Source organism: Kitasatospora sp. NPDC059146, assembly GCF_042786665.1.
Classification (GTDB): Bacteria; Actinomycetota; Actinomycetes; order Streptomycetales; family Streptomycetaceae; genus Kitasatospora.
Genome location: NZ_JBHZCY010000030.1, coordinates 34764 through 48235 on the forward strand (window position 1 = coordinate 34764; position 13472 = coordinate 48235).

Sequence of the window (13472 nt, forward strand, 5' to 3'; positions counted from 1 at the left end):
GGTCGGCAGTACCGTTCCGGCCCCGGCACCGCTCTCCGCCTCCCACCGGTCGCCGACCGGACCTCGCTCGGCGGCCCTGGTGGATCGGGCTGGTGCATGTAAGGTAAGTCGACTTTTCGGGGGGCGGGGGAAACGGAACGTGGTTCAGGACGAGTGTGCGCCGACGCGGCTGCGGTTCAGCCTGCTGGGGCCGATCGGCATCGAGGCCGACGGACGGGCCGTGCCCGCGGGCCCGCCCCAGCAGCGGGCCGTGCTGGCGGCGCTGCTGCTGCGGGCCGACCGCCCCGTCACCCTGCACGAGCTCGTCGACGCGCTGTGGGGTGCCGAACCGCCCTCGTCCGCCGTGATGGTCCTGCGCACCTACGCCTGGCGGATCCGCCAGCGGCTGGCCGGCCCTGACGGCGGCGGACGCGACGCTGGCGGCACCAGCACCGGCGTGACCGGCCCCGACGGCGGTACGCCCGTGGCACAGCTGCTCAGCTCGGTGGGCGACGGCTACCGGCTGTCCGTACCGCCGGAGTCCGTGGACGTCCACCGGGCCGAGCGGCTGGCCGCCACCGCAGCCCGCGCCTGGCGCAAGGGGCGGCGGAAGGAGTGCGCCACGCTGCTCACCGAGGCGCTCTCCCTGTGGCAGGGGGAGCCGCTGGCCGGCGTGCCCGGGCCGCTCGCCGAGGCCGAGCGCTCCCGCCTCGCCGAGCTGCGGCTGACCCTGACCGAGCAGCGCTTCGCCGCCGAGCTCGCCCGCGGCCGGCACCACGCCCTGGTGTCCGACCTCACCGCGTTCGTCCAGCAGCACCCGCTGCGCGAGCAGAGCTACGGCTTCCTGATGCGGAGCCTGTACGCCGCCGGCCGACAGGCGGACGCGCTCGCCGTCTTCGCCCGGGCCCGGCGCACGCTGGGCGAGGAGCTGGGGATCGACCCCGGCCCGGAGCTGTGCGGGCTGCACGGCCGGATCCTGGCCGGCGACCCGGGCCTGCTGGCACCCGCCCCGGCGGCGGTCCTCACCCCGGAGCCGGAGGGCGTCGTCCGCCCGGCCCAACTACCGCCGGACATCTCCGACTTCAGCGGCCGCACCGAGGCCGTCCGGCAGCTCGCCGAAGGCCTGACCGGAGCCGACCGGTCCGTCCTCGGCGTGGCCTCGATCAGCGGCATGGGCGGCATCGGCAAGAGCACGCTGGCCGTCCGGGTCGCCCACCAGGTCCGCGACCACTACCCCGACGGCCAGTTCTACGCCGACCTGCGCGGCACCAGCGGCGAACCGGCCGACGCCGCCGCCGTCCTGGGCAGCTTCCTCGGCGCACTCGGCGTCGCCGCCGCCGACCTGCCGCGCGGCGTCGAGGACCGCTCCCGGCTGCTGCGCAGCCTGCTCGACGGCCGCCGGGTCCTGCTCCTGCTCGACGACGCCCGCGACCTCGCCCAGCTGCGCCCCCTGCTGCCCGGCTCCGGCGACTGCGCGGTGATCGTCACCGGCCGCACCCGGGTCCCCGGCCTGTCCTCCCGTGCCCACCTCGACCTCGACGTGTTCGCCGTCGACGAGGCCCTGGACCTGCTGCGGCAGGTCATCGGCGGACCGCGGGTGGCGGCCGAGCCCGCCGCAGCCGACGAGGTGGTCGGCCTCTGCGGCCGGCTGCCGCTCGCCGTGCGGATCGTCGCCGCCCGGCTGGCGGCCCGACCCCGCTGGGCGCTGGCCCGGCTGGTCACCGCGCTCACCGACGAACGCCACCGGCTCGACCAGCTGCGCGTCGGCGGCCTCGCCGTGACCACCGTGTTCGAGCTCGGCTACCGGCAGCTCAACGGCGTCCAGGCGTACGCCCTCCGCACCCTCGCCCCCTTCACCCGGCCGACGATCGCCCTGGACGCGGCGGCGGCCGCGCTCGGCCTGGGCCCGGAGGACGCCGAGGAGGTATTGGAGTCCCTGGTGGACGCGGCCCTGCTGGAGTCGCCGCAGCCCGGCCGGTACCGCTACCACGAACTGCTGCGCAACTACGCCGAGCAGCGGCTGCTCCCGCACGAACGGCCGCCGGTGGCCGCCCGGCTGCTGCGCTTCCTGCTGGCGGGCGCCGTCGCGGCGTTCCAGCGGGCGGTCCCGGGGGATCCGGTCGGCACCACCTTCACCGTCGCGGGCGCCGCCCGCTTCGCCGACCTGGCCGGGGCCAGGGCCTGGGTGGTGCGGGAGTTCGACGGCATCGCCCACGCCGTCGGCGCGGCCGTGCGCTCCGCCCCCGACCCCGCGCTGCTCGACGTCGCCGCCGATCTGCTGGTCGCGTGCAGCGCCTTCGGCCGGGACATCTCCTCAACCCTGCTGGGTTCGGTCGCCCGCGAGGCCGCCGAGGCCGCCGAGTCGCTCGGCCACCACCGGGCGGCCGGCCGGGCCCGCTTCGTCTGCGGCAACGTGGCCGTCCAGGCCACCCGGCTCGACGAGGCCCGCGAGCACACCACCCGGGCCGCGGACTCCTGCCGACGCGCGGAGGACACCGTGATCCTCCGGCAGACCTGCAACGACCTCGGCGTCATCGCGCTGTTCCAGCAGCGGAACGCCGACGCGGTGCGCAACTTCGACCAGGCCCTCGCGCTGGCCCGCCTCCTCGGCCACCGCTCCGGGGCGCTCGCCACCGCCCTGAACGCCGCCGTCGCCCGGCTGCGCAGCGGCGCCGCCGAGGAGGCGGTGGCGATCTGCGACGAGGAGCTGCTGGCCCTGCGGGACGTCCCCGACAGCCACGGGACCGCCCACGCGCTCGGGATCCGCGGCCGCGCACTGCACGAACTCGGCCGCCACGACGAGGCCCTGGCCACCTACCAGGAATGCCTGGAGCTGTGCCGCACGGCCGGTCTGCCCCGCCAGGAGGCGATGGCCCGCTACCGGCGCGCCGACACCCTGCGGGTGACCGGCCGGCCCGCCGAGGCCCTGACGGAGGCCCGGGCGGCGGTGACCCACCTGGAGGGCGCGCGCGACGGCGAACGCGACCTGGCCTACGCCCTCCAGATCCTGGCCCGAACCGAGGCCGGCCTCGGCGACCGCGCGGCGGCCGAGGAGCACGCGGCCCGGGCGTACGCCTCGCTGGCCGCCCTGGGACTGCCGGAGGCGGCGGACGCCCGGGAACTCCTCGACCGGCTGCGCTCCGAGGTCTGAGCGGCGGACCCCCCGGGGATCCGCCGCGGTCGGGGCCGGGCGGCTCAGAGCTGCCCGCCGGACGGCAGCGGCCTGGAGGCGATGGTGTTCCACTCGCTGGTGTCGTCGATGTGCGCCCTGGGGTCACCGTTCACGCCGGCCGGGGCCGCCGCCCCGGGCTGGAGCGTGACGGCCGACACCGACGCCGACACCGACGCCGACAGGGCGGAACCCTCCGCCGCAGCCGGAGCGGCCGGGGCGGCCTGTGCGGCCGTAGCCGCGAGCAGCACGGCGCCGGTGGCGAGGCCCAGCAGGGTTGCGGCGCGCTTGGCGGCGTTCGGAACACGGTTCATGGGGGACTCCAGTTCGTTGCGGAGGCAGTTGCGCTGGCCCACCGGAGTGTGTGCCGACTCGGTGAGCTTCGCAGCCGCCGATAGACAAATGATCAACGCACCCTCGCGGGCGTCCCGCAGGGGCCAGGGTCTGGACGAGTAGTTCCGAGGTTGGGTCAGCGGTCGTAGGCGATCAGTGAGCGGGCGACTGGTCGGCCGGTGGTGCGGTTGTGCCAGATCGCGCAGGTCAGCGCCAGCAGCCGCTGGCCGAATCGTGTGTGTCGTTCGAGGCCGAGCCGGCCCTTGAGGGTGTCGTGGACGGACTCGATCAGCTGACGGACGGACTTCGGCAGGCCCTCGCCAGGACGGGAGTCCGGTCGCGGTAGGAGGGCCGCAGCAGCCCGATGCCGTACTGGTCGAGGAAGCGGTCGAGTTCGGCGGAGACGTAGCCCTTGTCGGCGAGGATCAGCAGGCCGGGCCGCTCGCGGGCGAGCTGGGGTTCTACTCGTCTAGCTGGAACCGTTCCGGGCTACGTGCGCGTGCCGGGGCCGGCGGGCTGCCTGATGACGGCCCGGCAGGCACGCAGCAGTGCCTCGTCGTACTCGATGCCGTCGCAGAAGCCGCCGCTGCGGCGGGTGAGGGCGAGTTCGGCGCGGACCCGGGGCAGGGCGGGCGCGGCGGCGGGGCCCATCCGCTGCAGGCACTCCAGGACGTGGCGGGCGGTCGAGTCGTTGCTCTCCCACCCCCGCAGCAGCACGGGCAGGACGACGGCGGCTTCGGCCGGGCCGGCGATGTCGTGGATCGCGGCGGCGGCGTGCGTGCGGGTCCAGGCATGTCCGGCGTCCAGCAGCTGCCGCAGGCGGGGCAGGGCCGCTGCGGCCGACGCCCCGATCCGGCCGAGGGCGTCCGCGGCCTGGTGGCTGTCGGTGTCGACCAGAGCGGTCCGCTGCGGCACGGCATCGGCGGGGTCACCCTCGATGTGCCACAGGGCCGTCACCGCCGCGAAGCGCAGCTGCGGGTCGTCGGCGTCGGTGAGCGGGCGGACCGCCCCCAGCGCGGGTGCGGCACCGCTGCCGAAGGCGCCGAGCACGCGGAGGGCCGCGGCGGCGGTGCGGCACTGCTCCTGCTCGACTGCCGTGCTGAGGGCCGTGACGAGAGCGAGCACGGCCGCCGGGTCGCCGAGCCGGCCGAGAGCGCCCATCAGCCCGGTCGCGGACCCCCAGGGCGAGGAGAAGTCCGCGTCGGCCAGACGACGGGTCAGCCTCGGCAGCAGCTCCCCGGCGGCCTGGGGCAGGTGCCCGGCGGCCCGCACGGCCCGCCAGTCGTCGACGCCGGTGTCGAGCGCCGTCAGCAGGCCGGGCAGGGCCCGCTCGTCGCCGAGGCCCGCCAGCGCCGTGACCACCTCCTGGTGGGGCGCAGCCACTCGGCACGCGCGCGGTAGAAGTGAGGGGCGAGGCGACGTTCGATACGTTCGACGGTCGATTCGGCGGCTCGGTGCCTGCCTCGGGTGTCGGGTTCCTTCGGGGGCGGAGGTGATCGGCCCCCGCCCGTTCGGGGCGGAGGCCGGATCGGACGGCTAAGCCGCTTCTTCGGGGATCAGTTTCGGGTGTCTATGCTCCGAAGGTCTCGGGCTGCCATTCGAGGCAGGTCGGCTGCCTCCCGCCCGAGATGAGGAACTCCTTCACCGCTTGGCGCAGGAGAGGGATTGGAATCTCTGAATGGTCGGCGAACTGGGTCGTATTCCACACGAAGTGGTATGTGGGTTTGGTTCGGGTTTCCGGTGATCCCAGGGAGGTAAAGTTTCCGTTCGCATCCATGTAAGAGACGAGCCCGAGCCCGAGGCTCTTGCTTGCGCAGACCATGAGCTGATGATCGGGGAACCCCAAAGCTGTCACCTCCCGATCCTGCGAGTACACCTCGGCAAGGGTGTTGTAGTCGGATTCGCCATCCAGTAGATCGTCGATGAACGCATCCACCTCATCCAGGCTGGTGATAACGACTGGATTCTTTCCGTGCCCCTTCCTGTATCTGGCCTGAATGCTCTTTGCATCCCCCGCAACAGGGATTACCTTGTAGTTTGACTTAATGCCCTCTACTGGCATGTCTGCTTCCACGTCGCCTTGTTCTTTCCGTACGCCCTGCTCCGCCAGCCGTCTGGGCACTTCGGATCGGGCCAGTGCACCAGCAGGTCCTTGTCTCCCAACAGATAGTCAAGCACCGCATCACACCCTAGCAGGGCATCGTCACAAGGGCCTCCCTTGTGATTAATAGCAAGTTCCGCCATCGTGATGTTTTCTTCGTACATCCTGGCCACAAACTTCTGCTCCACGTCTGTGGCACGCACGGAGGTGGCATTACCCAAAGGGACTCCTCCCTCCTTGAGCTTCGCATTCACCCAGTCGGCAAACCTTTTATCATCCACATTGTCGATACCGCTTTGCAGGTTATACCCGTTCCTGTTTCCGCCATCGCCTCTGGCAAAGCCCGTTGTCCATTGCCCGTCCTTCCGTTCCGGAAGCTTGGACTTCGCGGCCTGAACCAGGGGATCGAAACAGTTGTCGTTGTGGACGAGTACAGGTGTTTCGTCGGCCAGGACGTAGTACGTGTGGAGTTCTTCGACCGTCAGGTTGTAGGCAGCCTGCAGATCGGTCCTGTGTCGGACTTCCGAGACCGTCGCCGTAGATCCGGTAGGGGTTCGCAGCCGGTCGCCGGCGGCGAGGTCGGCGGCTTCGACCCAGTCGTGTTTGTTCTCGGCCCAGAAGGGATGCCGGTCGGTTGCGGTCAGGCTGCCGCTCTTGGTCTCGCCGGCAATGGTCAGGTCGGTGAAATCGCGGTCGTCCGGGGAGTGGATGAGCCGCTCGACTGTTTCAGGCGACGTGTCGCCCGTGACCGGGTCGGTGGCAAGGACCTTGTCTCCGAGTCTGACCTCTTCGATGGACTTGCTGCTGCCGTCGCCCATGAGGACCCGGGTGCCGGCGGGGAAGCTGTTGGGAATCGTCGGGCACGACGTGGGAACTCGGGTGACCAGCTTCTTGATGAACTCGGCGGCCTTGTCGCCATAGTTCCCGAACTTCTTCGCCCACTGGCCGAACTTGGCGACGGCAACACCGTCACCGATGAACGGGATCGCGCCGATGCAAGAGGTGATGGCTTCGGCGGTACGGCCTTCGACCGCGTAGTAGGCGCAGTTGATGAGGTCGGCGATGTCGGCGAGGCCGGGGGCAATCATTCCGCCGGCGCCTCCGATGATGTCGAGGGTGAGGTGGACGCTCTCGGAGAAGATGTGGTAGAGGGCATTGAGGCTGTCGTTGTCCTCCTTCTGCTTCTTGATCTCCTCCTCGATCGCCGCTACCTGGTCCTGCTTCTGCTTGGCTGCCAGTTCGTCTGCGGCTTGCTGTGTCTTGTCGTGCAGTTTGCGGAGTTCTTCCGCCTTCTGACGGTCCTCTTCGAGCTTTGCGAGCCTGGCCTTCTCCTCCGCGGCGAGTTTGTCCTCGTAGTTGGCGTGGGCGTCGTCGGCGGCGTCCTGGGCTGCTCTGGCGTCCTTGCCGGCGGCCATTGCGGAAGCGCGGGCTTCTCGGGCCGATTCGTAGGCGTTCGCCGCCGCCCACTTCGCCAGTGACGCCGACTGGGCGGCACGCCTGGACGAGTTCACGGCACTGGCCGCGTCCCGCTTGGCGGAGGCCTGGGCCGTGTTCGCGCTCTTGGCGGACTGGGCGGCGTTGGTAGCGCTGGTCTGGGCCGCTTCGACGGCGGTTTGGGCCTTGGTGACGTGGTCGGCCGCTGTGTTGGCGGACTGCTGGGCGGTGTTGGCGAAACCGGCGGCTTCGTTGGCTGCCCCGCGGGCGATGGCCGCGACGCGCTGGGCTTCCGCGGCGTTCTTCTGCGCGGTGGCGGCGGCCGCGGTGGCCTGGGCGATGAGAGCGGTGACGTCCGCGACGTGGACGGCGGTCAGCTGGTCCTTGCGCTGGGCGGTGTACTGCTCTTCGGCAACGAAGGCGCGCAGTTGGAGGACGGGGGCCTCAAGCGCAGTTCGTGCGGCAGCCTTGAGCTCGGGTTGAGTGGTTGGGGCGTCGGCGAGCCGGGTGGTAGTGAGTCGGTCGTCCGCCGCCTGGGCGTCGGCGAGGCCCTTGTCGAGGAAGTCGCGCAGCGCTGCGGGGGTGTTGGTCCGCAGGGCGGCGTCGCCGGCGGCCCTGACAGCGGGGCCCGCCTTGTCGATGAGGCGGGTGATGGTCAGCCGGTTGTTGGGCGCGGCGGCCTCGTACTGACCGGCGGAGAGGAAGGCTTCGATCGTTGCAGTGTCGCCCTGGAGCGCGGTGTAGGCGGCGGCCCGGACGGCCTGGTTCTCGGAGTCCGTGTAGATCTGTGTAGCGCGCTCGCGGGCGTCGTGTTCTTCACCCGCCCGTCGTCCCGTCTTCAGGTAAGAGAAGACCGCGGTGTCGGGGCCGGTCAGGGCTGCTTCGGCCGCCTCGGATCCCCAGGTCCCGGAGATCTTGCGGGACAGGAGGGCGAGTTTACGGCCGTCGGTGGCGACCTGTTGCGGGGTGGTACCGGGCTGGCTGACGGCCTGCGCGAGACGGTCTGCCTCGGTTCTGGCCTTCTTGACCTCCTGGCGGGCCTTGTCGGTCTCCGCTTGTTTGTCCGCCTCGTCGGCGCTGGCCTTGCGGGCGGTCTCGACAGCGGTCGCGGTGCGGTTGGTCAGGTCCTCGGCCTCCGTACGGCGGGCCAGCTCCTGTACGTCGCCGGCCTTGTCGACCGCGGCCTGTGCGTCCGTGGCGAAGCCGGAGGCCGCGTTGGCGTGGTCGGTCGACTCCTGGGCAGCGTTGGAACTTTGTCCGGCCCGGTCGGCGGCATCCCGGGCTGCCTGGGCCGCTGCGGAGGCGTGCGTGGCGGCTGAGGTCAGCAAGGTCATCGCTGCCTCAGCCTGGCCAGCGGCTTCGCCGGCCAGCTTCTGTGAGGCGGTGGCGGCACGACCTGCTTCCGCGGCCTGACGGCGGGTCGCCTCCGCGGCGCGCTTGGCCTTCGCAGACTGGCCGCCGGCGCTGTCCGCGTAGGCACCGGCCTGGGAGGCGGAACCGGCCGCAGCGTCCGCGTTGCCCCTGGCGCTGGTGGCGGCTCCGGCCGCATCCTTGCTGTTCGAGGCGGCCCTCTTCACCTCGACGAGCGTTGCCTTCGCATCCACCGCAAGCTTTGCCGCCGCGTCCGCCTCATCGGCGGCCACTCGGGCCTCGTGGGCCTTGCTTGCATCACCGGCGGCGGCGGAAGCGGCCGTTCGGGCCCTGGCAGCGGCCCGCTGGGCCCCGGCTGCGGCGGCGGCCGCGTTCGAGGCTGCGTAGGCTGTGGCGCGGGCGGAGGCATTGGCCGCGCGCGCGGCCGTGATCGCCGTTTTCGCCGCATCACCCGCCCGCTCCGCAGCCGTTGCCGCGTTGTTCGCGGCAGCCGTGGCCTTGGCCGTGTCACTGCCCGCAGCCTGAGTCTCGGCCACCGCTCGGGCAGCGTCCTCCTTTGCCCTCTGCGAGTTGTAGACCGCCTTGTCCTTGGCCTCGATCGCCGCTGAGGTTTCCTGAGCAGCCTGCGCCCCGGCGTCCTTCGCCTGCTGGGCCAGCTGTGCGATGCTGGCGCGTTCCTGGTCGCGGCTCTGTGCGATGTACTGGCCGACCTTGAGAAACTCCCGGACGTCCTCGATCGTGCCGTTGAGCGCGACCCTGGCTGCCGCCTGGGTGTTGGCGCCGCCGGCGCTGAGGACCTGGACGAGTTTGACCCGGTCGTCCGTGTCCTTGGCCTTAAACTGCCCCTCCGTCAGAAACTGTTGGACGTCGTCGGTGGAGCCCCGCAGGGCGGCGTCACCGGCGGCTTGCAGTCCGCGGCCTGTCCCGGTGGCGGGGTCGATGATCCGGGTCGTCCAGAGGCGCTGGTCTGCGGCCAGCGCCTGCTGCCAGCCGCTCTGCAGAAAGGTCTTCAGCTCGGCCGCGGAGCCGTCGATGGCCTTGCCCGCGGCGTCGCGGACCTTAGGTCCTCCGAGACTAGCGATCTGGGTGGCCGCGAGCAGGTCGTCGGCGTGCTCCGCTCCGGCAAGGTCGTTCTCCAGGAACCGCTTCACGTCCCGGTCGTCGCCGGCGAGCGCGACCTCGGCGAGCGTGTGGACACTGGGGCCGCCCTTGAGCCAGGCCCGGAGCACTCGTTCACGGTCACTCAGCTGGACCTGTTCGCCGACCTGTTCAGCGGCGACGGCATCGGGCAGCCCGGTTCCCAGCAGGCCGGTCACCATGGCGATCGGCAGCAGGCTCAGGAAAAGCCTGCCCAGCAGCGGTCTGTCCCGCCTCCCGCCCCGGCGTGAGCGGGATATCGAGTGGTACACCAAAACCTCCCCTTCAACGTCGGCCGAGTCTCGGCCGCGACGGGGAGTTTACCCAGATATTACGCCACAACAGTAAGCATGCTGACCAGCCTTCTCAAGGTATGCAGAGAGCAATCATCCTGCCGTTCATGAGACGTAGTTGGAGGCCGGCTGAGGCTCCGGCAGGTGGATTGTTCCACATAAATCATGACATTCATCCTGGTAGCCACAGGTTCGCGGTTGTAGCACTCTTGGTCCTTCTGGTTCGATGGGGCGGATTCAGCCCGAGATTCAAAGGGGGGTTGGGCTCCAATCTGCCGCCCAATGATTTTCTGACGAATCATCAGGAGTGATGACTGATGGGCAAGGTAGGCCAGCTCATCAAGATCTTTTACATTCGCCACGTCAGGCAATCTGTGATCAAAAGAGAGGGATAGTTATGGCAAACCCTGTGTGCTGGCGGGTTGCCGCCGGTGCCGTCGCCCTGGCGGCGACGCTCGGCGCCACCGCACTCGCTTCCGCCGGAACCACTCCAGCGGACAACTCGGCCGCGCCCCCGGTGGTGGAAGACTTCAGCTACCCGGGTTCGGCCCCGTTCAGCAACGTCAAGCTGCTGCGCGGCGACGGCCACATCCTGCTGTCGGACTGCGCCGTCGACGATCAGATCAAGATATTGAGCATGGACCTGCCCAACGAGAGCGGCAACCAGATCTGCTTCCGCGCAACCACCAACACCGGCTACCTCACCATGGAGGTACCGAACGTGATCCGGATCCGGACGGACGACTACGCGGTCAGCGCCAAGCTCACCAGCGAGGGCGTCTCCCAGACCATCGACGTCGCCAAGGGCTCTGGCGGCGCCAGCGTCGGAATCGGCAGCGGTACCGGCACCGGCAAACCCGCCGCGCTCCTCGAACTGCGCGTCATCGGCTGACCCCCGCCAGAGAGCCCCGCTCACCCTTCCCCATGGAGCCCACGTGATCCACACCCCCCTCGCCAAGGCGCGAAAGACGGGCCATGCGGCACTGCGCCGGTGGCCAGCCATCGCCGTCGCCGCTGCCGCAACTCTCGTCGGCGCGACCGTATTCGCGGCGGCCGACACCACGCCGCCACCTTCCGACAACTCCACCGCGCCCTCGGCCGTCGAGGACTTCAGCTACCCCGCCGCCGCTTCCATCACCCGCGTCAAGCTGGTGCGCGGCGACGGGCACATCCTGCTCAGCGACTGCGCCAAGCCCAGCCAGATCCAGGTCTGGACCCGCGCTCCGGGCAACCCGGACAACAAGATCTGCTTCACCGCCACCGGCGCGACGGGATCGCTTGTCTTGCAGCTGCCCGACGTGTTCGGGGTCCAGACCAGCGGCCGTGCCGTCCGGGTCGCCCTCACCGCCGGGACCGCCTCACAGACCCTCGATGTCCCCAAGGACGGCTTCAAGGGCGTCGGCGAGGGCCTCGGCAGCGCCCCGACCAACGTCGTCGAGCTGACCGTCACCGGCTGACGCCCCCAAGCCCCCGAGTCTTCCCCTCCGACAGGAATTCCAATCAATGTCTCACCAGCCTTCGCCCCGCTCCTGGCGCACGAACACGGTCGCAGTCGCCGTGGTCACCGGCGTGCTGACCCCGCTCCTCGCCGCTCCGGCCAGCGCCGTGGCCGGAGCCTCGGCGGCCGACGGCTCCTATGCCTACACCGCCCGGCTCGCCATCGGTGACAACGTGCGTGCCTGCACGGGGGCCCTCGTGGACCGGTACTGGGTGCTCACCGCCGCGTCCTGCTTCGCCGACGACCCCGCCCAGCCCCAGGCGCTCGCGGCCGGGGCGCCGAAGTGGAAGACCACCGCGGCCATCGCCGGCAAGAGCGTCGACGTCGCCGAGCTGGCGCCCCGCCAGGACCGCGACCTCGTCATGGCCCGCCTGGCCACCCCGGTCACCGGCATCACCCCGCTCCCCATCGCCACCACCACGCCCACCGCCGGGCAGAGCGTGCGGGTGAACGGCTACGGGCGCACCAAGGACGAGTGGGTGCCGGACAAGCCCCACACCAACGCCTTCACCCTGGACACGGTGAGCACGGGCGGGATCGGTATCACCGGCACCGGGGGCGCCGCGGTCTGCAAGGGAGACACCGGCGCCCCCACCATCCGCGAGGCCAACGGCAAGGCCGAACTCGTCGCGGTGGCCTCGCGTTCCTGGCAGGGCGGCTGCCTCGGGGTCCCCGCCTCCGAGACCCGCACCGGGGCCTACAGCACGCGCGTCGACGACATCGCCGGATGGATCCAGCAGATCCTCACCCTGACGCCGGACAACCGCACGGCCACGGTCTACGAGCCGGCGGCCCAGACCTCCGAGGTCTTCCAGCTCAGAAGCGACCGGCAGATCTACGGGTCGTCCTTCAAGTCCGGCAGCACGGGTTGGAGCCCGTGGCAGCTCCTGGCCCCCCGCGAGTTCGTCAGCGGCCCCACCGCCGTCTACCACGCCGACAAGAACGCCACCGAGGTCTTCGCGATCGGCACCGACCAGCAGGTCTACCACTCCTGGCACACCCCCGGCTCGAACACCTGGGCCGACTGGCAGCTCCTCACCCCCGGCAAGGTCATCGGCCCCCTGCAGGCCGTCTACCACGCCGACAAGAACACCATCGAGGTCATCGCGCTCGGTGACGACCAGCAGATCAAGCATGCCTGGTACACCACCGGCGAGACCTCCTGGAGCGGCTGGAGCCTGGTAGCGCCCGGCAAGTTCACCACGCTGAACGCCCAGTACGTCGGCGACCGCCGCACCAGCCAGATCTACGCCATCGGCGACGACGGGCAGATCTACCAGTCCTACTACACCACCGGCGCCACCGGCTGGACCCCGTGGCGGCTCCTGGCCCCCGGCCGGTACATCGCGCTCAGCAGCGTCTACCAGGCCGACAAGAAGACCATCGAGGTCGTCGCACTCGACGACAACCGGCAGATCAAGCACGCCTGGTACAGCGATGCGACCTGGACCTGGAGCAACTTCCAGCCCATCGCCGCCGGCACCTTCACCGCGCTCAGCAGCGTCTACCAGGCCGACAAGAACACTATCGAGGTCGTCGCACTCGACGACAACCGGCAGATCAAGCACGCCTGGTACACCACCGGCTCCACCGGCTGGAGTTCCTGGACCCCCGTCGCGCCTGTGGCCCCCGGCAAGTTCGCCACCGTTCCCACCACGCTCTACCACGCCGACAAGAACACCGTCGAGACCATCGCCGTCGGAGACGACCAGCAGGTCTACCACGCCTGGTACACCACCGGCACCTCCGCTTGGAGCCCCTGGACCAAGCTCCCGTAACAACCTCGACACCCGTCCTTGCCCGCCCGTGACCCGGCGGGCAAGGACGCCATCGGAGACGGTCTCCAGAACAGGGGCCAGGCGAACTCGCCCGCCCCGCCCCAGGAGCGGTCCTACTCCCGCTGCTTCGCCGCCTCGCCGGTCCAACTCGGTGCCGGGCCGCTGGCCGCCCCGGCCGCGGACGGATGGGCGCGGTGGCGAGGGCCTGGGCTACTGGGCCCCGACCGGCACGTCACCGCCTGACCCGCCTTTTCAATCCCCATTCATCTGACGGGAATTCCAAGCAATGTCTCACCAGCCTTCGCCCCGCTCCTGGCGCACGAACACGGTCGCAGTCGCCGTGGTCACCGGCGTGCTGACCCCGCTCCTCGCCGCTCCG

At 70.7% G+C, this 13472-nt stretch carries 8 protein-coding genes; 4 read left to right on the forward strand and 4 right to left on the reverse strand.

The window, feature by feature from the left end:
* The first annotated feature begins 139 nt into the window (after positions 1 to 139).
* Positions 140 to 3130, forward strand: a complete 2991-nt coding sequence (locus ACFXPX_RS15905) for a BTAD domain-containing putative transcriptional regulator (RefSeq protein WP_380641663.1) — start codon at positions 140 to 142, stop codon at positions 3128 to 3130.
* Positions 3131 to 3174: 44 nt separating this feature from the next.
* Here ACFXPX_RS15905 and ACFXPX_RS15910 read toward each other — a convergent pair whose 3' ends face one another.
* The 4 genes from ACFXPX_RS15910 to ACFXPX_RS15925 all read right to left on the reverse strand — a co-directional run bounded on the left by ACFXPX_RS15910 (position 3175) and on the right by ACFXPX_RS15925 (position 9796).
* Positions 3175 to 3462 (reverse strand): hypothetical protein, encoded by a 288-nt coding sequence (locus ACFXPX_RS15910; protein ID WP_380641665.1) that lies wholly within the window; start codon positions 3460 to 3462, stop codon positions 3175 to 3177.
* Positions 3463 to 3970: 508 nt separating this feature from the next.
* On the reverse strand, positions 3971 to 4864 hold the full coding sequence (locus ACFXPX_RS15915) for a hypothetical protein (protein WP_380641667.1): 894 nt from the start codon (positions 4862 to 4864) through the stop codon (positions 3971 to 3973).
* Between the two features lie 187 nt (positions 4865 to 5051).
* Positions 5052 to 5555: an Imm1 family immunity protein gene (locus ACFXPX_RS15920; RefSeq protein WP_380589841.1), complete on the reverse strand. Its 504-nt coding sequence runs from the start codon at positions 5553 to 5555 to the stop codon at positions 5052 to 5054.
* Positions 5534 to 9796 (reverse strand): polymorphic toxin-type HINT domain-containing protein, encoded by a 4263-nt coding sequence (locus ACFXPX_RS15925; RefSeq protein ID WP_380641669.1) that lies wholly within the window; start codon positions 9794 to 9796, stop codon positions 5534 to 5536. Before ACFXPX_RS15925 ends, ACFXPX_RS15920 begins: the two co-directional genes overlap by 22 nt.
* Positions 9797 to 10214: 418 nt before the next feature.
* Here ACFXPX_RS15925 and ACFXPX_RS15930 point away from each other — a divergent pair, with 418 nt between their 5' ends.
* From ACFXPX_RS15930 to ACFXPX_RS15940, 3 genes are read left to right on the forward strand one after another with little or no spacing between them, the layout of a single operon-like run.
* On the forward strand, positions 10215 to 10709 hold the full coding sequence (locus tag ACFXPX_RS15930) for a hypothetical protein (protein WP_380589836.1): 495 nt from the start codon (positions 10215 to 10217) through the stop codon (positions 10707 to 10709).
* Between the two features lie 43 nt (positions 10710 to 10752).
* Entirely contained in the window at positions 10753 to 11274 is a 522-nt protein-coding gene (locus ACFXPX_RS15935) for a hypothetical protein (protein WP_380589834.1), read from the forward strand.
* A gap of 46 nt (positions 11275 to 11320) precedes the next feature.
* Positions 11321 to 13093, forward strand: a complete 1773-nt coding sequence (locus ACFXPX_RS15940) for a trypsin-like serine protease (RefSeq protein WP_380589831.1) — start codon at positions 11321 to 11323, stop codon at positions 13091 to 13093.
* Positions 13094 to 13472: the final 379 nt, after the last annotated feature.

Coding starts and splice junctions, on each gene's coding strand:
- ACFXPX_RS15930 (WP_380589836.1), top strand. CDS start 10,215: ATGGCAAACCCTGTGTGCTGGCGGGTTGCCGCCGGTGCCGTCGCCCTG.
- ACFXPX_RS15940 (WP_380589831.1), top strand. CDS start 11,321: ATGTCTCACCAGCCTTCGCCCCGCTCCTGGCGCACGAACACGGTCGCA.
- ACFXPX_RS15910 (WP_380641665.1), bottom strand. CDS start 3,462: ATGAACCGTGTTCCGAACGCCGCCAAGCGCGCCGCAACCCTGCTGGGC.